Here is a 24,373-nt window from a genome sequence, read left to right as displayed (position 1 = left end):
TCCCTAGGGCAATACCGAGTATGCATCCATGGCGACACACCGCCGGGATTTCACTGTACGCAACCGTCCGGAGGCTTAACGTAACTGTCGTTCCCGGCCGATCAGGAGACTCCGTGAGCTCGGACTGCACCATCAGCGTCCTGCGCGACGTCCTGCGCGTGTACGACCACCGCTACCTGAGCCTCGACCGCGTGCAGCGCGAGCGCCTCGTCGACGGCACCCGCCGCGTCATCGGCGAGGAGGGCCTCAGCGAGGCCGCCCGCGCCGCGATGCCCGCGTCCGTCCGGCTCAGGGCGTTCTGCATCCAGCACGGCCTGGACGACGAGCTGGAGCGGCTCATCCGCGACGAGACCGACGGCGTCCTGGCGGGCGCCGTCGTGGTCGGCGGGCGGATCTACGCCATGTACCCGTACCTGCGCGGCGTCCCCCGCCAGGACGCCGACATCACCACCGAGGTCGGGGTGGACCACCGCCTGGACGCCGTCACCTGGCAGAACAGGAAGATCCGCATCCGCGGCTTCGCGGCGCTGCAGCGCGTCGAGACGAACCGGACCGCCGTGGACGTCATCCTGCGGGAACGGACCTCCGGCCGGGAGCACGGCTTCCTCGCCGAGCCCCGCCAGGAAAGCCCCGGAGCGTTCGAGGCCGTCGCCGACCCGGCCGTCGTCGAGCCGGGGCGCTGGGACGTGCACGTCTCCGCGACGAGCCTCGGCGTGACGCGCGAGGCCCGCTTCGGGTCGGTCCGCGGCGACGGCGTGAAGACCGTCCAGCAGCGGCGCACCGCCGAGGCCAAGGACGTCACGGTCTACTTCACCAAGGGGGGCCACCTGGCGCTGGTCGTCGCCGACACCGACGGCCGCCGCCCGCCGCTCCGCACCAGGCTCGGCCGCCTCCTCCGCGACCGCTGACCCCGGCGTGTCGCCCCATCACGGTTCGATCGGTAGGGCAACACGCCGGCCATCGGTCAGTCGAGCGGAGCTCGTCCGTTGAATGGTGTGGGTGGGGGCTGGAGGACGGTTAGTCGTTGAGCCAGCTCATCATGGGACGGAGCTCGGCGCCCGTCTTCTCGATCGGGTGCTCGGCGAGCTCCTCGCGGTACTTGCCGAACTGCTTCTGGCCGCCCTCGAACTCGTCCACCAGCTCCTTGGCGTACTGGCCGGACTGGATCTCGCCGAGGATCTTCTTCATCGCGGCCTTGGTCTCCGGCGTGATCACGCGCGGGCCGCGGCTGTAGCCGCCGTACTCGGCGTTGTCGGACACCGACCAGTACATCTTCGACACGCCGCCCTCGTACATCAGGTCGACGATCAGCTTCATCTCGTGCAGGACCTCGAAGTAGGCGACCTCCGGCTGGTAGCCGGCCTCGGTCAGCACCTCGAAACCCGTCTTGATCAGCTCGGAGACGCCGCCGCACAGCACCGTCTGCTCGCCGAACAGGTCGGTCTCGGTCTCCTCGGTGAACGTCGTCCTGATGCCGCCCGCGCGCAGGCCGCCGATCGCCTTGGCGTAGGAGAGGGCCAGCGGCCAGGCGCCGCCGGACGGGTCGCGCTCCACGGCCACGATCACCGGCACGCCGCGCCCGGCGACGAACTGGCGGCGGACGAGGTGCCCCGGGCCCTTCGGCGCGACCATCGCCACGTCCACGCCCTCCGGCGGCTGGACGAGGTCGTACCGGATGCTGAACCCGTGGCCGAAGAACAGCGCGTCGCCCTCGACCAGCGCCGGGCGGATGTCCTTCTCGAAGATCTCCCGGTGGTGGTGGTCCGGGGCCAGCAGCATGATCAGGTCGGCCTCCTCGGCCGCCTCCGCCGGGGTGACGACGCGCAGCCCCTCGGCCTCCGCCTTCTCCCGGCTGGCCGACCCCTCGCGGAGCCCGACCCGCACGTCGACGCCGGAGTCGCGCAGGGAGAGCGCGTGCGCGTGCCCCTGGCTGCCGTAACCGATGATCGCGACGTGCCGGCCCTGGATCACGCTCAGGTCGGCGGCGTCGTCGTAGAACATCTCAGCCACAGTGCTATTGCCTTTCGTTGGTTTCGTGAATTCGCCCAAGGTGCGGGGACGTGCCCCCGCGCGGGTCACGCGCTGCGCTCGATGGCCCGCAGCGACCGGTCGGTGATGGACCGGGCGCCGCGGCCGATGGCCACCATGCCCGACTGCACCAGCTCCTTGATGCCGAACGGCTCCAGGACCCTGATGAACGCGTCCAGCTTGTCGCGGTTGCCGGTGGCCTCGATGGTGACGGCGTCCGGCGCGACGTCCACCACCTTGGCGCGGAACAGCTGGACGGTCTCCAGCACCTGCGAGCGCGTCTCGGCGTCGGCGCGCACCTTGACCAGCACCAGCTCCCGCTGGACGGACGCCGACGAGTCCAGCTCGACGATCTTCAGCACGTTGATCAGCTTGTTGAGCTGCTTGGTGACCTGCTCCAGCGGCAGGTCCTCGACGTTCACCACGATCGTCATCCGGGAGATCTCCGGGTGCTCGGTGGTGCCGACCGCGAGGGACTCGATGTTGAAGCCGCGCCGGGAGAACAGCGCCGCGACCCGGGCCAGGATGCCGGGCTTGTTCTCCACGAGCACCGACAGGGTGTGCAGGCTCATCGGGGTCAGTCTCCGTTCTCCCACTCGGGCGCCATGTCCCGCGCGATCTTGATGTCGTCGTTGGTGGTCCCGGCCGCGACCATCGGCCAGACCATGGCGTCCTTGTGCACCACGAAGTCGATGACGACGGGCGCGTCGTTGATCTCCATCGCCTTGGCGATGACCTCGTCCACGTCCTCGGCCTTCTCGCAGCGCAGGCCGACACAACCGTACGCCTCGGCGAGCTTCACGAAGTCCGGGATGCGCTTGGCGGCGAGCCCGGACTCCGACTGCAGGGTCGTGTTGGAGTACCGCCCGTCGTAGAAGAGCGTCTGCCACTGCCGGACCATCCCGAGGTTCCCGTTGTTGATCACGGCGATCTTGACGGGGACGCCCTCGATCGCGCAGGTCGCGAGCTCCTGGTTGGTCATCTGGAAGCAGCCGTCGCCGTCGATCGCCCACACGGTCGAGTCGGGCGAGCCGACCTTGGCGCCCATCGCGGCCGGGACGGCGTAGCCCATCGTCCCGGCCCCGCCGGAGTTCAGGAACGCGCCGGGACGCTCGTACTTGATGAACTGCGCGGCCCACATCTGGTGCTGGCCGACGCCCGCGACGTAGTACGCGTCGGGACCGGCGATGCGGCCGATGCGCTCGATGACGTACTGCGGGGACAACGAGCCGTCGTCCGGCGTGTCGTAGCCGAGCGGGTACGTCGCGCGCCACGCTTCGAGCTGCCGCCACCAGTCGCCGTAGTCGCCCTTGCGCCCGGCCTCGTGCTCGTTCTGCACGGCGACGATCAGGTCGGCGATGACCTCGCGGGCGTCCCCGACGATCGGGACGTCGGCGTGCCGGTTCTTGGAGATCTCCGCCGGGTCGATGTCGGCGTGCACGATCTTGGCGCCGGGCGCGAACCCGTCCAGCTTGCCGGTGACGCGGTCGTCGAACCGGGCGCCGAGCGCGACCAGCAGGTCGGACCGCTGCAGCGCGCCGACCGCGCCGACGCCGCCGTGCATGCCGGGCATGCCCATGTGCAGCGGGTGGCTGTCGGGCAGCGCGCCCTTGGCCATCAGCGTTGTGACGACGGGCGCGCCGGTCAGCTCGGCGAGCACCTTCAGCTCGGCGGACGCGCCGGCCTTCAGCACGCCGCCGCCGACGTACAGCACCGGCCGCTGCGCCTGGACGATCAGCCGCGCCGCCTCGCGCACCTGCTTGGAGTGCGGGCGCGTGACCGGCCGGTACCCGGGGAGCTGCAGCGTGACCGGCCACTCGAAGTTCACCGTGGCCTGGAGCGCGTCCTTCGCGATGTCGACGAGGACCGGTCCAGGACGGCCGGTGCCCGCGATGTGGAACGCCTCGGCGATCGTCCGGGCGATGTCGCCGGCCTTGGTCACCAGGAAGTTGTGCTTGGTGATCGGCATCGTGATGCCGGCGATGTCGGCCTCCTGGAAGCCGTCCGTCCCGATCAGCGACGACGCCACCTGGCCGGTGATCGCCACGATCGGCACCGAGTCCATGTAGGCGTCGGAGATCGCGGTGACGAGGTTGGTCGCGCCGGGCCCGCTGGTGGCCATGCACACGCCCACCTTGCCGGTGACCATGGCGTAGCCCTGGGCCGCGTGGCCGGCGCCCTGCTCGTGCCGGACGAGGATGTGGCGCAGCTTCGCGGAGTCGAACAGCGGGTCGTACGCCGGGAGGATCGCGCCGCCCGGAATTCCGAACACGGTGTCGACGCCGACGTTCTCCAGGGCGCGGACCAGCGCCTGGGCTCCCGTCATCTGTTCGGTCGTCATGATTTCTGCGTTCCTTGGGGAGAAAATCGGGGTTCGGGCTCCGGGCAACAAAAAACCCTCGCCGCCGTGGGCGGTCGAGGGGAGGCGCGCAGGTCAGGGTGCTCGGTCAGCCTGCGCGCCGACCAAGTACTACGAGAATGCCAAGGATGCTCTGCACGAGCCCCACTTTCGCCGATGACGGGCCACCGGTCAAATCCTTGGACACTTTGTCTCACATATTGAGACACGCCGGGACGGCGGTCAGCCCGGAAGGGGCAGCGGGACGTCGCCGGAAAGAGCCCTGCCTTCCAGGTTCGTCCGGACCAGCGACTCGACCCGCTCCGCCGCCATCGGGCGCGCCACGAGGAAGCCCTGGCCGCGCGGGCAGCCCATCTCGCGCAGCAGCTCCAGCTGCTCCGGGCGCTCGATGCCCTCCGCCACCACGGTCAGGCCCAGGTCGCTGCCGAGCCGCACGATCGTCCGGGTGAGCAGCGTCAGCGTCTCGTCCGAGCCGAGGCCCGCCACGAACGACGGGTCGATCTTGATGATGTCGACCGGCAGCTGGCCGAGGTAGGCCAGCGAGGCGTACCCGGTGCCGAAGTCGTCGATCGCGAGCCGGACGCCGAGGTCGCGCAGCTCCACCAGGCGCTCCACGTTCTGGCCCGCGTCCTCGACGAGGACCTCCTCCCGCACCTCCAGCGTCAGCGCGTGCGGCGGCAGCCCGGTCTCCTCCAGCGCCGCCGCGACCGACTCCACGAACCGCGGCGCGGCGATCTGCCGGGCGGTGAAGTTCACCGACAGGCCCACCGCCCAGGAGTCCCGGCGCCAGCGGGCGACCTCGCGGCACGCCTCCCGCAGCACCCAGCCGCCGAGCGGGACCATCAGGCCGGACTCCTCCGCCGGGCCGATGAACTCCTCGGGCGGCACCGCCTCGCTCCCCCGCCACCAGCGCAGCAGCGCCTCCACGCCCGTCACCCGGGACGTCGCGAGGTCCACCACCGGCTGGAACTCGACCGCGAACTGCTCCTCGGCCAGCGCCCGCTGCAGGTCGCTGCCGAGCTCCAGCCGCCGGACGACGTCGGCGTGCATGTGCGGCGCGTACACCTCGACGCGCCCGCCGCCGAGCTCCTTCGCGCGGGCCATCGCCAGGTCGCCGTTGCGCATCAGGTCGGCGGCGGTGCGACGGAGCCTGCGTGCCGTCACCGGTGCGCCGCCCGCCGACTCGGCCCCTTCCTCGTCGCCTGCGAACGCGATCCCGACACTCGCCGTCAGCACGATGTGCTTGTCACCGACCTGATAAGGGTCGGCCGAAAGCACGCGCAGCAGGCGTCCGGCCAGTTCCACTGTGGCGCGCGTCTCACGGTCGTCCGGCGGGAGCTGGACGAGGACGGCGAACTCGTCGCCGCCCCAGCGCGCCACCGTGTCGTCCGCCTGGACGTTCGCGCGCAGCCGCCGCGCCGCCTGCGCCAGCACCTGGTCGCCGGCCGCGTGCCCGTCGGAGTCGTTCACCGCCGTGAAGCCGTCCAGGTCGACGAACACGACCGCGACGCCGCCGCCGGACGGGTGCCGCGACAGCACCTCCCGGACGCGCTCCTCGAAGTAGGACCGGTTCGGCAGGCCCGTCAGCCCGTCGTGGAACGTCAGGTGCGCGACCTGCCGCTGCAGCGCCGCCTGCTCGCTGAGGTCGCGGGTCGTGACCAGCAGCCGCGCGGGCGCGCCGTCCGTGCCGCTGTACCGGGAGATCGTGGACTCGGTCGGCAGCCAGGTGCCGTCCGCCGCGCGCACCCGGAACGACACGCGCAGCGCGTCCTGCAACCCGCCGGGGCGTGCGCCTGAAGGGTCGTCGTCGAGGAACTCGGTGAACACGTCCTGGACGCGCGGCAGGTCCTCCGGGTGGATGAGCTCGCTCAGCGGGCGTCCGAGCAGCTCGTCGGGCGTGTAGCGGTACGTGCGGAGCGCCCCGGCGCTGGCGTACTGCACGGTGGCGTCCATGTCGCAGATGAGCACGGCGTCGTTGATGCTCTCCGACAGGGCACGGAAGTGTTCCTCGCCGGTGACGACGGCGCGGCGCAGCGCGTCGTTCTCCCGCAGCAGGCCCGCCAGCCGGGCGATCAGCACCAGCGCGGCCGAGCCCGCGGCGATCGAGATGCCCGGTTCGAGGCCGTTCTCCCCGGTGACCGAGTGGCCCGCGATGAACAGCCCGGCCGCGGCGGCGACCGCGGCGGGCGCGAGCCCGGGGCCGATCATGCGGCCGCACCGCTCCTCGGGAGCGGCCTCGCCTTCGGGGACGTCGTCGACCGGCAGATCCGGCTCGGCGGCCGGGCCCGTCCACGGCGCCAGCAGCAGGAGCAGCAGCCCTGCGAGCCGCAGGATGTCGGACGGGTCGCCGGCCTGGTCGCCGCCGTCCAGCCGGACGAACGTCGTCACGATGTCGGCGACCGCGATGGCCGTCAGCGCGCCGTACCCCATCCACGCGAGCCGGCGGCCCCCGCGCGCCGCGCCGAGGACGAACGGCAGCGCGCCGCAGATGAACACGATGTCGATCAGCGGGTAGAGCAGCTCCAGCAGGAACGCGGACGGCGACTCCCCCGACCGGTGGTAGAGCGTTCCGAAAACGGCGACCCAGCCGAGGACGAACAGCGCGCACGCGCAGACATAGGTGTCGGCGGCGTAGCGCAGCCACACCCCCGTGTCGCGCGGCAATCTGATCGGGGCGACGAGGCCGACGACCAGCGCCACCAGGGCGAAGAGGTAGAAAAGGTCGGGTACGGACAGAGAGAGCGCGCTGCGGGCGTGACCGTCCGACAAGGCGCTGCCCAGGGCGCCGAGGAACCAGGACGCCGCAGCGATGCCGTACCAGCGCCAGGACGCGCGCCAGAGGCCGCCGGAGAGGGCATCGGGAGCGCCGTCCGCGGGGATGCCGTCCGGCCGCCGGGCCGACAGCAGCAGGGAGACCGCGGCGGCGCCCGCGGCGCCCACCTCGGCCCACGCGATGAAGGCACGGCCGCCCCAGCCCAGCAGCGAGCCGATGGCGTACAGCACGCCGACGACCGCGGCCATGGCCACCGGCAGCGCACGCGGCGGCACCCGCCTGGCGTAATCGCCGCTCATCGCGCCGTGTCCCTTCCTGCCCCGGTGGAGCGTCCAGTCCCTGCGTGCGCTGAAACGCGCCAGGGGAGATGCCGGGTTCACGACCCTCACCGCACGGATAACGGTCGGAAGGTCCTGAATCGTGCCCCGCGCGGGATCGGCGCGGGCCGGTGGCGAACCACGCCGGCTCGCCCGCCGGGAGATCAGCGACATTGCTGCACTACGGGATCACCGTGTCGCTCAATGTACGTTCGGTAGGTCACGGAGCGATTGAGGCTGGGCGTCCTCCCGGCGACAAACGACCTCGTCGGATCACGGTTTGGGACACCCGAAAGGCGAACGTCCCTGATGTTCCCCCATGGTCGGCATTACGCTGAGTGACCACTCCGGGCCGGGCGCAGGACGCGTCCGGCCGGGCACCGGAGCCGGGCGGGAACGGCGGGCCGCCCGGATCCGTACTACCTACGGGAGGCGCTCATGCGACTGCACACGATCGTCCTGGCCACGGCCGCGGTGCTCCTGGCGGCCTGCTCGTCGGACGGGTCCGGGGAAGGGAGCGCGCACACGCCGCCGCCCCTCACCACCACCGCGACGCCGGGGACGGGGAGCCCGGGCGAACCGCGGAGGATCGCCACCGGGCTGAAGGTGCCGTGGGCGATCGCGTTCCTGCCGGGCGGCGACGCGCTCGTGACCGAACGCGACAGCGCGAACCTCGTGCGGGTCAAGGCGTCCGGCGAGTGGGAGCAGGTCGGCAAGGTGCCCGGCGTGGAGCCGGGCGGCGAGGGCGGCCTGATGGGCGTCGCCGTCTCCCCCGCCTACGCCACCGACCGCATGATCTACCTGTACTACACGGCCGCGTCCGACAACCGGGTCGTCCGCGCCACGTTCGACGGACGTCTCGGCACGCCGCAGCCCATCGTCACCGGCATCCCGAAGGGCTTCAACCACAACGGAGGACGCCTGGAGTTCGGCCCCGACAAGATGCTCTACATCACCACCGGCGAGGTCGGCGAGGAAGGGCTCTCCCAGGACAAGGAGTCCCTCGGCGGCAAGATCCTCCGCGTCACCCCCGACGGGAAGGCCGCTCCCGGCAACCCGTTCGGCAACCGCGTCTGGACGTACGGGCACCGCAACGTCCAGGGCCTCGCCTGGGACGACAGGGGCCGCCTCTACGCCACCGAGTTCGGCCAGAACCGCTTCGACGAGATCAACCTCATCGAGAAGGGCAAGAACTACGGCTGGCCCGACGTCGAAGGGGTCGGCGACCGCGACGGGTTCACCGACCCCCTCCTGACCTGGTCGACCGGCGAGGCGTCCCCGTCCGGCCTCGCCTACGCGGGCGGCTCCCTGTGGGTCGCGGCGCTGCGCGGCGAGCGCGTGTGGCAGGTCCCGCTGGACGACGGCAGGACGGCGCGTCCGGTCGCCCGGCACACGTCCGAGTACGGCCGCGTCCGCGCCGCCGTCCGGGCCCCGGACGGCTCGGTCTGGATCGCCACCAGCAACCACGACGGCCGGGGCGAGCCGAAAGCCGACGACGACAGGATCCTCAGCATCCCCGTGCGCTGACGCGTCCGCCCGGCCGCCGGCGGGTCAGGACGCGCCGAGCTTCTCCAGGATCAGCTCGCGGGCCCGTCCGGCGTCGGCCTGCCCGCGGGTCGCCTTCATGACGGCCCCGACCAGGGCGCCCGCCGCGGCGACCTTCCCTGCGCGGACCTTGTCGGCCACGTCGGCGTTGTCGGCGATCACCTGGTCGACGACGGACGCGAGTTCGCCCTCGTCGCTGACGACCTTGAGCCCGCGCGCGGCGACGACCTCGTCCGGCGTGCCCTCCCCGGCGAGGACGCCCTCGAACACCTTGCGGGCCAGCTTGTCGTTCAGCTCCCCCGCGGCGATCATCGCCTGGACGCGCGCGACCTGCTCGGGCGTGACGGGCAGCTCGGCCAGTTCGACGCCCTGCTCGGTGGCGTGCCGGGACAGCTGGTTCATCCACCACTTCCGCGCGGACGTGGCGTCGGTGCCGTGCGCGATCGTCGCCTCGATCAGGTCGACGGCGCCCGCGTTGACGACGTCGCGCAGCTCCAGGTCGGACAGGCTCCACTCCTTCTGGATGCGGCGCCGCCGCGCGGCCGGAAGCTCCGGCAGCGAGGCGCGCAGCTCCTCCACCCAGTCGCGGGACGGCGCCATCGGCACCAGGTCCGGCTCGGGGAAGTAGCGGTAGTCCTGCGCCTCCTCCTTGCTGCGCCCGCTGGTGGTGCGGCCGGTGTCCTCGTGGAAGTGCCGCGTCTCCTGGACGACGCGGCCGCCGTCCGACAGCACGCCGCCCTGCCGCTCGATCTCCGACCGGACGGCCCGCTCCACCGAACGCAGCGAGTTCACGTTCTTCGTCTCGGTACGCGTCCCCCACTCGGTCGCGCCGCGCGGCATGAGCGAGACGTTCACGTCGCAGCGCATCGAGCCCTGCTCCATGCGCACGTCCGACACGCCCAGCGACCGGACCAGCTCGCGCAGCTCCGTCGCGTAGGCGCGGGCGACGAGCGGCGCCTTGTCGCCGGTCGCGACGATCGGCTTGGTCACGATCTCGACCAGCGGGATGCCCGCCCGGTTGTAGTCGACCAGCGAGTACTCCGCGCCGTGGATGCGGCCGGTCGAGCCGCCGACGTGCAGCGACTTGCCGGTGTCCTCCTCCATGTGGACGCGCTCGATCTCGATCCGGTAGGTGTCGCCCTCGACGTCCACCTCCAGGTGGCCGTCCACGCAGAGCGGCTCGTCGTACTGCGAGATCTGGTAGTTCTTCGGCATGTCCGGATAGAAGTAGTTCTTCCGGGCGAACCGGCACCACTCCACGATGTCGCAGTTCAACGCGAGGCCGATCTTGATGATGCCCTCGATCGCGGCGTGGTTGGTGACGGGCAGCGACCCGGGCAGCCCCAGGCACACCGGGCACACCTGCGTGTTCGGCTCGGCGCCGAACCCGGTCGGGCAGCCGCAGAACATCTTCGACGCGGTGCCCAGCTCGATGTGCGTCTCGATGCCGAGGACGGGCTCGAACCGCGCGAGCGCCTCGTCGTAGTTCATCAGAGTCGGGGTGCTCACTTCGCCTCCACCAGTTCCGGGGCCTTGGCCAGGAGCGGGCCGCCCCAGCGGTCTTCGAGGGCCCGCTCGACGGCGGCGCCGACGCGGTAGACGCGGTCGTCGCCGAGGACGGGCGCCATGATCTGCAGGCCGACCGGAAGGCCGTCGGCCAGCCCGCACGGGACGGAGATCGCGGCGTTGCCGGTGAGGTTGGCCGGGATCGTGCACAGGTCGGCCAGGTACATCGCGATCGGGTCGTCGGCGCGCTCGCCGATCGGGAACGCGGTGGTCGGCGTGGTCGGCGAGACGAGCACGTCCACCTGCTCGAACGCGGTCTCGAAGTCGCGCTTGATGAGCGTGCGGACCTGCTGCGCCTTGCCGTAGTAGGCGTCGTAGTAGCCGGACGACAGCGCGTACGTGCCGAGCATGATGCGCCGCTTCACCTCGGGCCCGAAGCCCTCCGCGCGGGTCAGCGCCATGACCTCCTCGGCGCTGCGGGCACCGTCGTCGCCGACGCGCAGGCCGTACCGCATCGCGTCGAAGCGGGCCAGGTTGGACGAGCACTCCGACGGCGCGATCAGGTAGTAGGCGGGCAGCGCGTACGTGAAGTGCGGGCAGGAGACCTCGACGACCTTCGCGCCGAGGGACTCCAGCAGCTCGACCGCCTCGGTGAAGCGCGCCGAAACGCCCGGCTGGTAGCCGTCGCCCGCGAACTCCTTGACGACGCCGACGCGCAGCCCGTTGACGTCGGCGCGGCGGGCCGCCTCCACGACCGGCGGGACGGCCTCGCTCACCGACGTGGAGTCCATCGGGTCGTGGCCGCTGAACGTCTCGTGCAGGAGGGCCGCGTCGAGGACGTTCCGTGCGAACGGCCCAGGCGTGTCGAGCGACGACGCGAACGCGATCACGCCGTAGCGGGACGAGCCGCCGTAGGTGGGCTTCATGCCGACGATCCCGGTGACGGCGGCGGGCTGCCGGATCGAGCCGCCGGTGTCGGTGCCGGTGGACAGCGGCGCCTCGTACGCGGCGACGGCCGCCGACGACCCGCCGGACGACCCGCCCGGGACGCGCTCCAGGTCCCACGGGTTGCGCGAGGTGAAGTAGGCGCTGTTCTCGGTGGACGAGCCCATCGCGAACTCGTCCATGTTCGTCTTGCCGAGGATGACCAGGCCGGCCTCGCGGAGCCGGGCCGTCACGGTCGCGTCGTACGGCGGCCGCCACCCTTCGAGGATCTTGGATCCGGCGGTGGTGGTCATGTCCCGGGTGGTGAACACGTCCTTGTGCGCGACGGGGACGCCCGCCAGCGGGCCGAGGGCCTCGCCCGCGGCGCGGCGCTCGTCCACCCGGCGGGCCTGCGCCAGCGTCGTGTCGCGGTCGACGTGCAGGAACGCGTTGACCTGGCCGTCCACCGCGGCGATGCGGTCCAGATGGGCCTCGGCGACCTCGACCGCCGACACCTCGCCGGCGGCGAGCAGCTCTCCGAGTTCCGCCGCGCTCTTCCTGACCAGCATCGTCACGCCTCCTCGTCCAGGATCCGCGGGACGCGGAAGCGCTGCTCCTCGGCGGCGGGCGCCCCGGCGAGGGCCTGCTCGGGCGGCAGGCACGGGCGGACCTCGTCCGTCCGGTAGACGTTGGTCAGCGGCAGCGCGTGCGAGGTGGGCGGGATGTCCTCCGCGGCGACCTCCTGCACCCGCGCGACCGCGGAGATGATCTGGTCGAGCTGGGCGGCGAGATGGTCGAGCTCATCGTCGCCGAGCGCCAGCCGGGACAGCCGGGCGAGATGCGACACCTCGTCACGGGTGATGGCGGACATGAGAGAAACCGTTCCTGCGAAGTGTTGGGTTCACCGGCCATCCTATGGGCCGCGCCCCCGTCCGCCCGACCGGTTTACGCGGGCGCGATCCGGCGCGCCGTTTCAGATCCCGGTGGCGGGAACGATGGTGTTCACACCCCCGGACGACGAACGGAGGACGCCATGACCATCGGCGGCAGCATCGCCCTGCTCATCATCGGCGCGATCCTGGCTTACGCGGTCGACTACGAGTTCAGCGGCGTCGACATCCGGCTGGTCGGGGTGATCCTGATGATCGGCGGCCTGATCGGCCTCGTCATCGGCGTCATCCGGATCGTCTCCGCCCGCCGCGCCATCGAGCGCCGCCCCCCGCCGCAGCACGTCCGCGAGGAGTACTACGACGAATACGAAACCCGCCGCCGCCCCTACTGAGCGATCTACACGGCGACCTGAGCCGTCGCGATCGCGACCGAAGGCAGGTTTCGAGCTTGCGAGAAAGCTGATCGCGCAGCGAGCCGCCAGGCGAGTCGGAGCGATGCAGCGATCGCGCGCGTTTCTCGACGATGGAGGGCCCCCAGGGCCCGAAGGAGGAGAGAGACGCAATAAGCTACGCGGCCGGTTCTGGGGCGCGTTGCATGTGGCGGCGGAGCCAGTCGGTGGCGGCCTCGGCGTCCATGGGCCGGCCGAAGTGCCAGCCCTGGGCGGCGTCGCAGCCCATCTCGCGGAGCGCGCGGGCGGTGGCCGGGTCCTCGACGCCCTCGGCGACGGAGCGCAGGCCGAGGGTGCGGGCGAGGTCGACGATGGAGCGGACGATGACGGCGTCCTCGGTGGACTCGGCGAGCCGCCCCACGAACGATGAGTCGATCTTGATCTCCTCGACGGGGAGCCGGTTGAGCCGGACGAGCGAGGAGTAGCCGGTGCCGAAGTCGTCCAGGCTGAGCGGGATGCCGAGCTCGGCGAGCGCGCCGACGGTGTCGGAGGCGTAGGCGGGCTCGTTCATCAGGATCCGCTCAGTGATCTCCAGCTGGAGGGCGGCGGCGGGCAGGCCGCGGGCGAGCAGGCCCTCCTCGATCGTCTCGGTGAGGCCGGTGTCGAACAGGTCGCGTCCGGAGGCGTTCACCGCGACCTGCACGGTCAGGTCCTCGCGCCACCAGGCGGCGGCCTGCGCGAGCGCGGCGCCGACGACGTGGTGGGTGATCGAGCGCATCAGGTACGTCTGCTCGGCGACCGACAGGAACGCCTCGGGTTCGAGGATGCCCTTGTCGGGGTGGCGCCAGCGCAGCAGCGCCTCCATGCCGACGAGCTGGCCGTCCCGCAGGGACACCTTGGGCTGGTAGAACAGCTCCAGCTCGGAGCGGTCGATGGCGCGGCGCAGGTCGCCGAGCATGCTGAGCCGCGCCGGGGAGTTGCGGTCCTTGCGGGCCGAGTAGATCTCGACGCCGGAGCGTGCCTCCTTGGCGTTGTACATCGCGACATCGGCGCGCTGGAGGAGGAGCTCGAAGTCGGGCGCGTGGTCGGGGAACAGCGCGATGCCGACGCTGCCCTCCAGGTCGAACGACATGCCGTCCAGCCGGACGGGTTCGCTCAGCGCGGCGCGGAGGCGGGCGGCGACCTCGCGGGCGGCGGCCTCGTCCCGGACGGACGGCAGCAGCACCGCGAACTCGTCGCCGCCGAGCCGGGCCACGAGGTCGCCGGGGCGGACGCTGTGCGTGAGGCGGTGCGCGACGAGCTGCAGGAGGCGGTCGCCGGTGGGGTGCCCGAGGGTGTCGTTGACCTCCTTGAACCGGTCGAGGTCGAGGAGGAACAGCCCGGCGCGGTGCTTCGGCGGGTCGGTCGCCTTGCGGCGGCGCGGCGCGAGCCCGGCGCGCGGCGCGAGCTTCGCGGCGCCGCGCTGCTCCGCGCTCGCCTTCTCCGCGCCGCGCTTCTCGGCGCCGCGCTTTTCCGCGCCCCGCGCTTCGGCGAGGGCCTCCTCCGTCCGGACGATCAGCAGCTTGCGGTTCGGGAGGCCGGTCAGCCCGTCGTGCAGGGCCTGGTGCTCGCGCCGGACGGACACCGACGCGTTCAGGTACACGGCGATGAACGGCAGGACGATCAGCGGCACGAAGGCGGCGGACCGGTCCATGGCGATGACCATGAGCGGCGCCAGGCCGAGCAGCGCCAGGTGCACGAGGACCTGGTAGCCGAGATCCCAGCGGAGCGCCTTGATCAGCGAGACCCGCTCGTGCAGCGCGACGGCGGAGCCGACGAGCGTGTCGTTGCAGATGAAGTAGACGGTGCCGGCGAGCGCGATCGCCGCCAGGTCGGCGCCGTCGGGCACCCACAGGTTCGTGGGGGTGGCGAGGTCGCCGAACAGGGCGAGGACGAGCTGCGCGGCGGCGAGGCTGAGGGTGTACTGGGCGACGTTGAACGCGATGCGGTGCGGGGTGCGGCCGCGGAAGATCCCGCAGGTGATGACGGCGACGGCCTGCAGGGCGGCGGCGATCGGCAGCCCGGCGTACAGGAGCGCGGCGAACGAGAAGGTCGTGGACGTGGTCGCGCCGTTGTTCTCGGTGGAGCCGGGCGTGATGATCGGGCGGAGCTCGCCGAAGATGATGAAGCAGCCGAGGATCCAGAACACGGGCGTGCTCGCGAGCGCGTCCAGGTCGTCGGCGGTCAGCCCGGAGAACGCGACGCCGCCCGCGGCGACGCCGAGCAGGATGACGACGACGAAGTAGATCCACAACGGGGATCCACGGCGCGGCGCCGTGTTCCGCGTGTTGTTCGGGTCCTTCATCACATCCTCGGGGGGGATTCGGGGGGCCGTCCCCGGCACCGGACGTCCCCGACCTCGAGGGACGCCCCTCGGGTGTTACGTCCGGAGATTCAGGTGTAGGTCGTGATGAGAGGGAGGGTACGGCCTTTGCTCAACTTCGCGAAACCATTTGGGTACGTTCCGTTATGCCTGATCCCTACCCGCCACTCACCGTTGGGTAGTTGAAGTGTACCCCTGAGTAACGCAACCCTGGTGGCGGGGTTCCGACCACGCGGCGTTATTCGTCGGCGCTGACGGTTACGGCCTTGGCCGCATCCGGTCCGTCGGCGAGGAGAACTCGGAAGCCTTCCTCCCCCAATACCGATACGCCCAACTTGACTGCTTTGTCGTATTTCGACCCAGGGTTGTCACCTGCGACGACGAAGTCCGTTTTCTTGGACACCGAGCCGGACACCTTGCCGCCGAGCCCCTGCACCGCCTCGGTGGCCGAGTCCCGGCTGAACCCCTCCAGCGACCCGGTGATCACCACGGTCACCCCGGCCAGCGGACGCGGGCCCGCCGCGCCCTCGTCCTCCATCCGGACGCCCGCCGCCCGCCACTTCTCGACGATCTCCCGGTGCCAGCCGACCTCGAACCACGCCCTGATCGCCGCGGCGATCGTCGGGCCGACGCCGTCCACCGCGGCCAGCTCCTCCTCGGACGCGGTCGCGATCGCGTCCATCGAGCGCATCTCGCGGGCCAGGTCCTGCGCGGCGGCCGGCCCGACATGCCGGATCGACAGCGCCACCAGCACCCGCCACAGCGGCTGCCGCTTCGCCTTCTCCAGCTCCTCGAAGAGGAACTCGACCGTCTTCTTCGGCTCGCCCTCCTTGTTCGCGAAGAACGACACGACCTTCGGCTCGCCGGTCTTCGGGTCGATCTTGGACGTGCCCGTCTTCTGGTCGAGGACGAGGCTCCTGATCGGCAGCAGCTCCTCCACGGTCAGATGGAACAGGTCGCCCTCGTTCTTGACCGGAGGCTCGGCGGGCTCCAGCGGCTGCGTCAGCGCCGTCGCCCCGACGTAGCCGAGCGCCTCGATGTCGAGCGCGTTGCGGCTCGCCACGAAGAACAGCCGCTCGCGCAGCTGCGCGGGGCAGTACCGGGCGTTCGGGCAGCGGATGTCGGCGTCGCCCTCCTTCTCGTACGCCAGCTCGGTGCCGCACTCGGGGCAATGCGAGGGCATCTCGAACTCGCGCTCAGAGCCGTCCCGCAGCGCGGTCACCGGCGCGAGGATCTCGGGGATCACGTCGCCGGCCTTGCGCAGCACGACCGTGTCGCCGATCAGCACGCCCTTGCGCTTCACCTCGCTCGCGTTGTGCAGCGTGGCGCGCTCGACGGTCGACCCGGCGACCTTCACCGGCTCCATCACGCCGTAGGGGGTGACGCGGCCCGTCCGCCCGACGCCGACCTTGATGTCGAGCAGCTTGGTGTTGACCTCCTCCGGCGGGTACTTCCACGCGATCGCCCAGCGCGGCGCGCGGCTCGTCGAGCCGAGCCGCCGCTGGAGGGAGAACTGGTCGACCTTGACGACGACCCCGTCGATCTCGTAGGCGGTGATGTGCCGGTCCTCGCCGTACCCGGCGATGTACTCGCGGACGGCGTCCATCCCGCCGAGGACCTTGTACCGGTCGCTGACCGGCAGTCCCCAGCCGCGCATCAGCTCGTACGCGCCGGACTGGCTCTCCGGCTGCGTCCCGCCCCGCCAGGCGCCGAACCCGTGGACGAGCATGCCGAGCGGCCGGTGCGCCGTGATCCGCGGGTCCTTCTGCCGCAGCGACCCGGCGGCGGCGTTGCGCGGGTTCGCGAACGGGTCCTTGCCGGCCTCGACCTGCGCGGCGTTCACCTGATCGAACCCCTCGACGGGGAGGAAGACCTCGCCGCGCACTTCGAGGACGTCCGGCCAGCCGTCGCCCGACAGCCGGGACGGGATGTCGGCGATGGTGCGGACGTTGTTGGTGACGTCCTCGCCGGTGCGCCCGTCGCCGCGCGTGACGCCGCGGACGAGCCGCCCCTTCTCGTAGGTCAGCGCGATCGCCAGCCCGTCGATCTTCAGCTCGCACAGGTAGCCGGCGACCTCGCCGACCTCCCGGACGACGCGCTCGTCCCACGCCCGCAGCTCGTCGTCGCTCATCGCGTTGTCGAGGCTCTGCATCCGCTCCAGATGCTCGACGGTCGCGAAGTCGGTGACGATCGGCGCGCCGACCCGCTGCGTCGGCGAGTCGGGCGTGACCAGCTCCGGATGCCGCTCCTCCAGGTCGCCGATCTCGCGCATCCGGGCGTCGTACTCGGCGTCGGTGAGCGTCGGCTGGTCGAGGACGTAGTAGCGGTAGTTGGCCTCGTCGATCTCCCGGCTCAGCTCCAGATGCCGCTGCCGTGCCTCACTCGGAACCGTATCGCTCATGGTCATGCCCCTATTGTCGCCATCACGTCCGACAATACGAGCCGCGCCGCGCCCCCGCTCAGTCAGCGGCTTCGTAGATCATCCGGGCGGTGTCTCGGCAGCGCTTGAGCGCCTCGCGGACGTAGCGCGGGGACGCGCCCGCCATGCCGCACGCCGGGGTGATCACGACCTGCCGCGCCAGCTGCGCGGGCGGGAACCCGAGCCGCCCCCACAGCTGCCGTACCGGCTCGGCGGTCGCCTGGAGGGGCGGCAGGACGCCGTCCGTCGCGCGCACCGCGCCGAGCAGGAGGCCCGTCCCCGCGTCGATAGTCTCGCCCACTGCGTCGTCGTCGCGCCTCGGCACGAGGCTCAGATCGACCGAGATCCCCTTCGCGCCCGCGCCCCGGAGCAGCGCGTACGAGACGTCCCGCGCACAGCAGTGGACGATCGGGAACGCGTCCACCGCTTCGATGACCGTCCTGAGCGTTTCCTCCGCGACGGGCTCCTCGATCGCCCGGAGCCGGGAGAAGCCGCTTGCGGTCGGGACCGTCCCGGCGAGGACGGCGGGCAGGCTCGGCTCGTCCAGCTGGAGGAGGATCTGCGCGGCGGGCAGGCGGCGCCTGACGTCCGCCACGTGCGCGGCGGCGCCCTCGGCGAGCGAGGCGGCCAGGTCGCGGACGGCGCCCGGGTCCTTGAGCGCCCGGTCGCCGTGCCTCAGCTCGATCGTCGCGGCCAGCGTCCACGGCCCGCACACCTGGATCTTGAACGGCCCGTCGTGCCCGCCCGCGACCTCCTCCAGGATGTCCAGATCGCGGGCCAGATGGTCGCGGGACCTGGACGTGTCGAGGCCCGGGCGGTCGGAGAACCGCCAGCCGGACGGCTCCAGGTGGATCGGCATGTCGACCAGCAGCCCGGCCGTCCGTCCCGTCAGGTCGGCGCCCGGACCGCGCGCGGGCAGCTCCGGCAGATGCGGCATCTCGGGCAGCTCGCCCAGCACGACCCGCAGCGCCTCCGCCGGGTCGCCGCCCGGATACGACCCGATCCCGGTCGCGGTGCCCGCCTGCCACGGATAGCTCGTCGTCACAGGAGCGACCCTATCGGCGCGCCGTCCCGAAGATCGCGGCCCGCCCCTAGGCGGGGACGCGGGCGGTGTCGGCGATCGTCGCGGACGCGAGCACGCGCTCGCCGTCGTACAGGACGGCGGCCTGCCCGGACGCGACGCCGCGGGCGGGGCTGGACAGGCGGATGCGCAGGGTGTCGCCGTCCCGCTCGGCCGTGCAGCCGTAGACCTCTCCGTGCGCGCGGAGCTGGACGTGGCAGCCGAACGGCCCTTCCGGGGCCTCGCTCAGCCACACCGGGCGCTCGCCGGTGATCTCGTCGACGTCCAGCGAGTCGCGCGGCCCCACGGTCACCGTGTTCGTCACCGGGGAGATGTCCAGGACGTACCGCGGACGCCCGTCAGGCGCGGGCGTGCCGATCCGCAGCCCCTTGCGCTGCCCGATCGTGTAGGCGTAGGCGCCGTCGTGGCGTCCGACCTCGTTGCCGTCGGTGTCGACGATCGGGCCGGGCGCCTCGCCGAGCCGCTCGGCCAGGAAGCCGCGCGTGTCGCCGTCCGCGATGAAGCAGATGTCGTGGCTGTCGGGCTTGTCGGCCACCTGGAGGCCGCGGCGCTCAGCCTCCCGCCGGATGTCGGCCTTGGACGTGTCGCCGAGCGGGAACAGCGCGTGCGCGAGCTGCTCGGGCGTGCACACGGCCAGGACGTACGACTGGTCCTTGCCCGCGTCGACGCCGCGGCGCAGGACGCCGTCGTCCAGCCGCGCGTAGTGGCCGGTGCAGACGGCGTCGAAGCCCAGCGCCCTGGCACGATCCAGCAGCGCCGCGAACTTGATCTTCTCGTTGCAGCGCAGGCAGGGGTTCGGGGTGCGGCCCGCCGCGTACTCGCTGACGAAGTCCTCCACGACGTCGCGGTGGAAGCGCTCGGCGAGGTCCCACACGTAGAACGGGATGCCGATCACGTCGGCGGCGCGGCGCGCGTCCCTGGAATCCTCCAGGGTGCAGCAGCCGCGGGCGCCCGACCGGTACGACTGCGGGTTGCTGGACAGGGCCATATGGACGCCGGTGACGTCGTGCCCGGCCTCGGCGGCGCGGGCGGCGGCCACGGCGGAGTCGACGCCGCCGGACATCGCGGCTAGTACACGGAGTGCCATAACCCTTCGAGGGTACGCGCCGCGAGGCCCTCACCCGTCATCGTTTCCGGACCGGGCGGGCGGCGGCGGGAAGCGCGGCGGCTCACGTAGGGTTTACGGGACGGGCATGGCCTCGCCGGACTCCCGGCCGAGCCCCGCGCCATGCCGGGAACCATCCTCCAGCGACCTCATCGGCCCCGGTCCTGAGGCGGCTCGGCCGCTTGACCACGACAAGGAAGAGACGACAGTTGGGAATCTTCCGTCGTCCGCGCGACGCGTCCGCGGTGACGCCGCCCGCGATCAGCGAGTTCTGGGAGTGGTGGGCGCAGGCCCGCCCGACGATCGAGGCGTCCCTGGCCGCCGGGCCCGACCAGCCCGAGCCCGAGACGCCCGGCGAGGGGCTGTCCGCGGACGCGATCGAGGAGCTGTCCCGGCGCATCCACAAGATCCACCCAGGGCTGCTGTGGGAGATCGGCGGCGCGGAGGACCGGGCCCCGGCCCTCACCGTGACCGGCGGCGGGAACCCTGAGCTGCGCGGCGTCACCGAGCGGTGGGCGCGGTCGGCGCCGTCCGGTGCGGCGGCGGGCGGCTGGACGTTCCACCCCGCCCGGCAGGCCGACCCGGAGATGCTCGGCCAGGACCTCGTCCTCGGCGACCACGAGTTCGACCTGGAGTACGTGCGGCTCGGCATGCGCGCCGACTCGGGCCGCGCCCGCGTGCACCTCACCGCCTACCATCCCGACTTCCTGTTCGTCGCGGAGGAGCAGCAGATCCAGGTCGCGATGAACGTCCTGCACTGGGCGCTCGGCGAGGACGACGTCGCCCGCTGGGTCGGCGAGGTCTCGATCGCGACGGAGGCGCCGATCGACGCGCTGCCGCCCTCGATGCTGCCGTCGGTCATCGAGCAGATCTCCGAGCCGTTCGCCGAGCCCGCCTGGCTGACCGGCGAGGGCCGCACCCCGCGCGGCCATCCCGCCCGGCTCGGCGCCCGGTTCCCGCTGCACCGGCAGGACTACCCGCTCTGCGACCTGCACGTGGCGATCTCCGTCCCGTACGCCAACAGCAACCCCGACCGGCTGCCCGTCGAGCCGTCCTCGGGCGCGCTGCGGGCGTTCGAGAAGAAGCTCGCCAAGCTCGGCGACCGCGCCGTGCTGGCCGTCCGCGAGACCGGCGACGGCCTGCGCGTCTTCCACCTCTACGCCGACCCCGACTCCGGCGTGATCTCCGAGCTCGACCAGCTCGCCGCCGGATGGTCGGAAGGGAAGGCGAAGGTCGCGTCGACCAGCGACCCCGGCTGGAAGGCCCTCACGCCGTACCAGCCGTGATCTCCGGGTGAGCGTGCCGGGGGTCAGGCGGCGTGGGCGGGCCCCGTCGAGTCGACCTTGCGGTAGCGGGACTCGAAGAGGCTGTAGACACCGAAGGTGAGCACGCCCGCGGCGAGGGCGGCGAGGCCCCACGCCCCGGCGGGGGTCGCGGCGAACTCGCGGAGCGTGCCGTCCAGGCCCTTGGCCTTGTCCGGCTGGAAGGTGATGGCCGCGTAGGCGAGGAACGCGCCCGCGGCGGCGCCGACGAGGCCGCGGGCGATGTTGCCGACGACCCCGAACGGCTGGACGACGCGGTGCGCGAGACGGCCCATCGCCGCGGTACTGAGCTCGTCCATGAACGTGCGGCGGACGGCGGCGACGATCACGACGGCGCCCCACACCACGAAGCCCGCGGCGATCGCCAGGACGAGCCAGCGGCCGCCCGGTTCGCTCATCAGGCGCGCGGTGACGGTCTTGGACTGCTGGTCGCTGGACTTCCCCTGGTAGCCGAGCAGGAACGCGAGGGTCGCGGCGCAACCGGCCGTGTAGACGATGCCGCGCCCGGCGGAGGCCAGGCGTTTGGTGGGCTTGTCGCCGTCCGGGACGGGACGCCCGTGCACGACCTCCGCGTACTGCCAGAAGGCGAGCGCGGCGAAGCCGACCGCCATCAGCACGATGACCACCGGGCCGCCGGGGTTGTCGGCGACGGTCTGCAGCGCGCCCTTCCGGTCGGCCTCCTGCCCGCTCCCACCGAAGGCCACTTGCACGGCCAGCCATCCGATGAGGATGTAGAGGAGGCCGCGCGCGACCAGCCCCACGCGGGACATGACATGGAACCAGGGGTGTCCCGCCGCCTTCTCGAGTCCGTCGCTCACATCCGTTGCCACGGGCACGCTGTCCCCGCTCAAGGAACGGTCAAACCGGGGTAGATCAGCTGAGACCGGCCTGGCGGGCGCGTTCGACGGCCGGGGCGATGGCGTCGGCGAGGGCCTTGACGTCGGCCTCGGTGGAGGTGTGGCCGAGGGTGAAGCGCAGCGAGCCGCGGGCGTGCTCCGCGGTCGAGCCCATCGCGGTCAGGACGTGGCTGGGCTGGGAGACGCCGGCGGAGCAGGCCGAGCCCGTGGAGCAGGCGATGCCGCGCGCGTCCAGCAGCATGAGCAGCGCGTCGCCCTCGCAGCCGGGGAAGGAGAAGTGCGCGTTGCCGGGGAGCCGGGCGGCGGGGTCGCCGTTCAGGACCGCGTCCGGCACGACGGCGCGGACGGCGTCGATCAGCTGGTCGCGCAGCTCGGTGAGCCGGCGCGCCTCGGCCTCGCGGCGCGCCACCATGACCTGGACGGCGGCGGCGAACCCGGCGATGGCGGGCGTGTCGAGCGTCCCGGACCGGACGTCGCGCTCCTGGCCGCCGCCGTGCAGCAGCGGCACCGGGTCGACGAGGCCGGGCGGGTACGGCTTGGCGAGCAGCAGCGCGCCGACGCCGATGGGGCCGCCGAGCTTGTGCCCGGTGACCGTGAGCGCGTGCGCGCCGCTCGCCGCGAACGAGACGGGCAGCGTCCCGGCGGCCTGGACGGCGTCGGTGTGCAGGGGGACGCCGTGCTCGCGGGCGGCGGCGGCCAGCTCCGCGACCGGCTGGACGGTGCCGACCTCGTTGTTGGCCCACATCACGCTCACGAGCGCCACGTCGTCGCCCAGCGCATCGGCGAGAGCCTCGGGACGGACGCGCCCGGCATCGTTCACCGGAATCCAGTCGACACGGGCGCCCTCATGGTCGGCGAGCCACTGGACGGAGTCCAGGACGGCGTGGTGCTCGACGGCACTCGCCAGCACGCGGGTGCGGGCCGGGTCGGCGGCGCGGCGGGCCCAGTAGAGGCCCTTGACGGCGAGGTTGTCGGCCTCGGTGCCGCCGGAGGTGAACACGACCTCGCTCGGACGGGCGTCGAACGCCTCCGCGATGATCTCGCGGGACTCCTCCACGACCCGGCGGGCGCGCCGTCCCGCCGCGTGCAGCGAGGACGGGTTCCCGATCTCGCGCAGCTCCGCCGTCATCGCCTCGATGGCCTCGGGCAGCATCGGGGTGGTCGCCGCATGGTCGAGGTAGGTCACCACGCGGACAACAGTATCCGCGTGCCGGATGTTCCCTTCGCGGTGCCCCGGCGCGGCCGGCGGCGCGCACCCGGGAATACGGGCGGCGGCGGCCCGGTTGGCCGTCTGTACCGTCCAGCCGGTACAGTAAATTGACCATGATGAAGGATGCCCTCCTCGACGCCGCCGAAGCCGTCCTCTCCGAGCAGGGGACGCAGGCGCTGACGCTCACCGCGGTCGCGGACCGCGCGGGCGTCAGCAAGGGCGGGCTCCTGTACCACTTCCCGACCAAGGAGGCCCTGGTCCGGGCGATGGTGGCGCGGGTCATCGACGAGTTCGACGACCTGATCGCGACCTACCTCGACTCCTACGGGGACGGCGTGCCGGGCGCCTACACCCGGGCCTACGTCGAGGCCACGTTCGAGATCCTGACCGGGGAGGCCCGTGCCTACCGGCGCTGGTCGGCCATCACGGCCGCCGCCGCCGATCCGGAGCAGGCCGCGCCGCTGAACGAGGCGATGCGGCGCTGGCACGGCCGCGCCCCCGCGGACGACCCCGACCCGGGCATCGCGACGGTCGTCCGGCTGGCGGCCGAGGGGCTCTGGGAAGTGGTGAGCCACGATCCCGGGCTGTACGGCGAAGAGCAGCTCGAAGCGCTGCGGCAGCGGCTCCTGGGCCTGCTGGAGCGATGACGCCGGACGGAGCCGACCGTCCATCCCGACCGACCCACCTGAACGCCCCGCCGGGCCACGCCTGGAGCGTTCCACGACTGCCGAAAGAGGTGAACCATGCTGTTCCGTGCCCGTTCGGGAACGTTCCTGACCTTCGCGCTGGCCGGTCTGCTGACCGGGGTGTGGGTGGCGCGCATGCCCGCGCTCGCCGCCAAGTTCGGGACGAGCGAGGCCGAGATCGGCATCGTCGTCCTCGTCTGGGGGCTCGGCGCGGTCGCGGCCATGCAGGCGCTGCGCGGCGTGATGGCCCGCGCCGGGAGCCGCGCCGCCCTGCGGGTCGCGCTGCCGCTGACCGCGCTGTCGTACGCGGCCGTCGCGCTCGCGCCCACGTACGGCGTGCTGCTCGCCGCCGTGGTGCTGTTCGGCATGACGTTCGGCATCACCGACATCGCGATGAACGCGCAGGGCAGCGTCGTCGAGCGGGCGTACGGGCGGTCGATCATGAGCGGCATGCACGCCGGGTGGTGCGTCGGCGCGATGAGCGGCGGGCTGTTCGGCGTCGTCACCGCCGCGGCCGGGCTCGGGTTCACCGCGACCGTCCTGACCGCCGCGCTGCTGACGCTGCCCGCCGGGCTCGCGCTCGGCCGCACCTACCTGCCC

The 24,373-nt window shown here is 72.2% G+C and carries 18 protein-coding genes and 1 pseudogene; 6 read left to right on the top strand and 13 right to left on the bottom strand.

Features of this window, described 5'->3' with window-relative positions; genetic code table 11:
• The first annotated feature begins 113 nt into the window (after window positions 1–113).
• On the top strand, window positions 114–908 hold the full coding sequence (locus E1287_RS08465; RefSeq protein WP_131964293.1) for a hypothetical protein: 795 nt from the start codon (window positions 114–116) through the stop codon (window positions 906–908).
• Window positions 909–1,017: 109 nt separating this feature from the next.
• Here E1287_RS08465 and ilvC read toward each other — a convergent pair whose 3' ends face one another.
• The 4 genes from ilvC to E1287_RS08445 all read right to left on the bottom strand — a co-directional run bounded on the left by ilvC (window position 1,018) and on the right by E1287_RS08445 (window position 7,459).
• Window positions 1,018–2,001 (bottom strand): ketol-acid reductoisomerase, encoded by a 984-nt coding sequence (ilvC, locus tag E1287_RS08460; protein ID WP_131964348.1) that lies wholly within the window; start codon window positions 1,999–2,001, stop codon window positions 1,018–1,020.
• 74 nt (window positions 2,002–2,075) lie between these two features.
• Window positions 2,076–2,600, bottom strand: coding sequence for an acetolactate synthase small subunit (ilvN, locus tag E1287_RS08455; RefSeq protein ID WP_131964292.1), 525 nt, complete (start codon window positions 2,598–2,600; stop codon window positions 2,076–2,078).
• A 5-nt stretch (window positions 2,601–2,605) separates the two neighbouring features.
• Window positions 2,606–4,372: an acetolactate synthase large subunit gene (locus E1287_RS08450; protein WP_279503740.1), complete on the bottom strand. Its 1,767-nt coding sequence runs from the start codon at window positions 4,370–4,372 to the stop codon at window positions 2,606–2,608.
• Between the two features lie 237 nt (window positions 4,373–4,609).
• Window positions 4,610–7,459 carry a GGDEF domain-containing phosphodiesterase gene (locus E1287_RS08445; RefSeq protein WP_131964290.1) on the bottom strand — a complete coding sequence of 950 codons (2,850 nt, stop codon included), beginning with the start codon at window positions 7,457–7,459 and terminating at the stop codon, window positions 4,610–4,612.
• 456 nt (window positions 7,460–7,915) lie between these two features.
• On the opposite strand from E1287_RS08445, the gene E1287_RS08440 reads away from it, so the two are divergent.
• The gene (locus E1287_RS08440; protein ID WP_131964289.1) at window positions 7,916–9,004 is read left to right on the top strand and encodes a PQQ-dependent sugar dehydrogenase; all 1,089 of its coding nucleotides are present in this window, start codon (window positions 7,916–7,918) and stop codon (window positions 9,002–9,004) included.
• Window positions 9,005–9,028: 24 nt separating this feature from the next.
• On the opposite strand, the gene gatB is transcribed toward E1287_RS08440, so the two are convergent.
• From gatB to gatC, 3 genes are read right to left on the bottom strand one after another with little or no spacing between them, the layout of a single operon-like run.
• Entirely contained in the window at window positions 9,029–10,513 is a 1,485-nt protein-coding gene (gene gatB / locus E1287_RS08435) for an Asp-tRNA(Asn)/Glu-tRNA(Gln) amidotransferase subunit GatB (RefSeq protein WP_131964347.1), read from the bottom strand.
• Window positions 10,514–10,527: 14 nt separating this feature from the next.
• Window positions 10,528–12,021 (bottom strand): Asp-tRNA(Asn)/Glu-tRNA(Gln) amidotransferase subunit GatA, encoded by a 1,494-nt coding sequence (gene gatA, locus E1287_RS08430; RefSeq protein ID WP_207934085.1) that lies wholly within the window; start codon window positions 12,019–12,021, stop codon window positions 10,528–10,530.
• A gap of 2 nt (window positions 12,022–12,023) precedes the next feature.
• Window positions 12,024–12,323: an Asp-tRNA(Asn)/Glu-tRNA(Gln) amidotransferase subunit GatC gene (gatC, locus tag E1287_RS08425; protein WP_131964287.1), complete on the bottom strand. Its 300-nt coding sequence runs from the start codon at window positions 12,321–12,323 to the stop codon at window positions 12,024–12,026.
• 162 nt (window positions 12,324–12,485) lie between these two features.
• On the opposite strand from gatC, the gene E1287_RS08420 reads away from it, so the two are divergent.
• Window positions 12,486–12,734, top strand: a complete 249-nt coding sequence (locus tag E1287_RS08420) for a DUF6458 family protein (RefSeq protein ID WP_131964286.1) — start codon at window positions 12,486–12,488, stop codon at window positions 12,732–12,734.
• A gap of 175 nt (window positions 12,735–12,909) precedes the next feature.
• On the opposite strand, the gene E1287_RS08415 is transcribed toward E1287_RS08420, so the two are convergent.
• The 4 genes from E1287_RS08415 to mnmA form a co-directional block, all read right to left on the bottom strand.
• Window positions 12,910–15,075: a GGDEF domain-containing phosphodiesterase gene (locus E1287_RS08415; RefSeq protein WP_131964285.1), complete on the bottom strand. Its 2,166-nt coding sequence runs from the start codon at window positions 15,073–15,075 to the stop codon at window positions 12,910–12,912.
• A gap of 256 nt (window positions 15,076–15,331) precedes the next feature.
• A complete protein-coding gene (gene ligA / locus E1287_RS08410; protein WP_131964284.1) occupies window positions 15,332–17,500 on the bottom strand; it encodes an NAD-dependent DNA ligase LigA in 2,169 nt (722 codons plus the stop codon).
• Window positions 17,501–17,552: 52 nt separating this feature from the next.
• Window positions 17,553–18,557 carry a methionine synthase gene (locus tag E1287_RS08405; RefSeq protein WP_131964283.1) on the bottom strand — a complete coding sequence of 335 codons (1,005 nt, stop codon included), beginning with the start codon at window positions 18,555–18,557 and terminating at the stop codon, window positions 17,553–17,555.
• A 46-nt stretch (window positions 18,558–18,603) separates the two neighbouring features.
• The gene (gene mnmA / locus E1287_RS08400) at window positions 18,604–19,680 is read right to left on the bottom strand and encodes a tRNA 2-thiouridine(34) synthase MnmA (RefSeq protein WP_131964282.1); all 1,077 of its coding nucleotides are present in this window, start codon (window positions 19,678–19,680) and stop codon (window positions 18,604–18,606) included.
• 227 nt (window positions 19,681–19,907) lie between these two features.
• On the opposite strand from mnmA, the gene E1287_RS08395 reads away from it, so the two are divergent.
• Entirely contained in the window at window positions 19,908–20,984 is a 1,077-nt protein-coding gene (locus tag E1287_RS08395) for a DUF695 domain-containing protein (protein ID WP_131964281.1), read from the top strand.
• A gap of 23 nt (window positions 20,985–21,007) precedes the next feature.
• Here the strand turns inward: E1287_RS08395 and E1287_RS08390 are convergent, their stop codons facing one another.
• A complete protein-coding gene (locus E1287_RS08390; protein ID WP_243718740.1) occupies window positions 21,008–21,838 on the bottom strand; it encodes a DUF1206 domain-containing protein in 831 nt (276 codons plus the stop codon).
• A gap of 55 nt (window positions 21,839–21,893) precedes the next feature.
• Window positions 21,894–23,063: a cysteine desulfurase family protein gene (locus tag E1287_RS08385; protein WP_131964345.1), complete on the bottom strand. Its 1,170-nt coding sequence runs from the start codon at window positions 23,061–23,063 to the stop codon at window positions 21,894–21,896.
• A gap of 137 nt (window positions 23,064–23,200) precedes the next feature.
• Between E1287_RS08385 and E1287_RS08380 the strand changes: the two genes are divergently transcribed.
• Both E1287_RS08380 and E1287_RS08375 read left to right on the top strand, forming a co-directional pair.
• Window positions 23,201–23,734: a TetR/AcrR family transcriptional regulator gene (locus E1287_RS08380; RefSeq protein WP_131964280.1), complete on the top strand. Its 534-nt coding sequence runs from the start codon at window positions 23,201–23,203 to the stop codon at window positions 23,732–23,734.
• Window positions 23,735–23,830: 96 nt separating this feature from the next.
• A pseudogene (locus E1287_RS08375) lies at window positions 23,831–24,373 on the top strand (MFS transporter); the annotation flags it as partial.

The sequence above is a fragment of the Actinomadura sp. KC06 genome (genome assembly GCF_004348735.1).
Classification (GTDB): domain Bacteria; phylum Actinomycetota; class Actinomycetes; order Streptosporangiales; family Streptosporangiaceae; genus Spirillospora.
The sequence above is the reverse complement of the archived record's forward strand: the minus strand, read 5'-3'. Positions and strand labels throughout refer to the sequence as shown.

Excerpts from the sequence above, each read along its gene's own strand:
- ilvC (WP_131964348.1), bottom strand. The coding sequence starts at position 2,001 with ATGTTCTACGACGACGCCGCCGACCTGAGCGTGATCCAGGGCCGGCAC.
- ilvN (WP_131964292.1), bottom strand. The coding sequence starts at position 2,600 with ATGAGCCTGCACACCCTGTCGGTGCTCGTGGAGAACAAGCCCGGCATC.
- E1287_RS08445 (WP_131964290.1), bottom strand. The coding sequence starts at position 7,459 with ATGAGCGGCGATTACGCCAGGCGGGTGCCGCCGCGTGCGCTGCCGGTG.
- E1287_RS08440 (WP_131964289.1), top strand. The coding sequence starts at position 7,916 with ATGCGACTGCACACGATCGTCCTGGCCACGGCCGCGGTGCTCCTGGCG.
- gatB (WP_131964347.1), bottom strand. The coding sequence starts at position 10,513 with ATGAACTACGACGAGGCGCTCGCGCGGTTCGAGCCCGTCCTCGGCATC.
- gatA (WP_207934085.1), bottom strand. The coding sequence starts at position 12,021 with ATGCTGGTCAGGAAGAGCGCGGCGGAACTCGGAGAGCTGCTCGCCGCC.
- gatC (WP_131964287.1), bottom strand. The coding sequence starts at position 12,323 with ATGTCCGCCATCACCCGTGACGAGGTGTCGCATCTCGCCCGGCTGTCC.
- E1287_RS08420 (WP_131964286.1), top strand. The coding sequence starts at position 12,486 with ATGACCATCGGCGGCAGCATCGCCCTGCTCATCATCGGCGCGATCCTG.
- E1287_RS08415 (WP_131964285.1), bottom strand. The coding sequence starts at position 15,075 with ATGAAGGACCCGAACAACACGCGGAACACGGCGCCGCGCCGTGGATCC.
- ligA (WP_131964284.1), bottom strand. The coding sequence starts at position 17,500 with ATGACCATGAGCGATACGGTTCCGAGTGAGGCACGGCAGCGGCATCTG.
- mnmA (WP_131964282.1), bottom strand. The coding sequence starts at position 19,680 with ATGGCACTCCGTGTACTAGCCGCGATGTCCGGCGGCGTCGACTCCGCC.
- E1287_RS08380 (WP_131964280.1), top strand. The coding sequence starts at position 23,201 with ATGATGAAGGATGCCCTCCTCGACGCCGCCGAAGCCGTCCTCTCCGAG.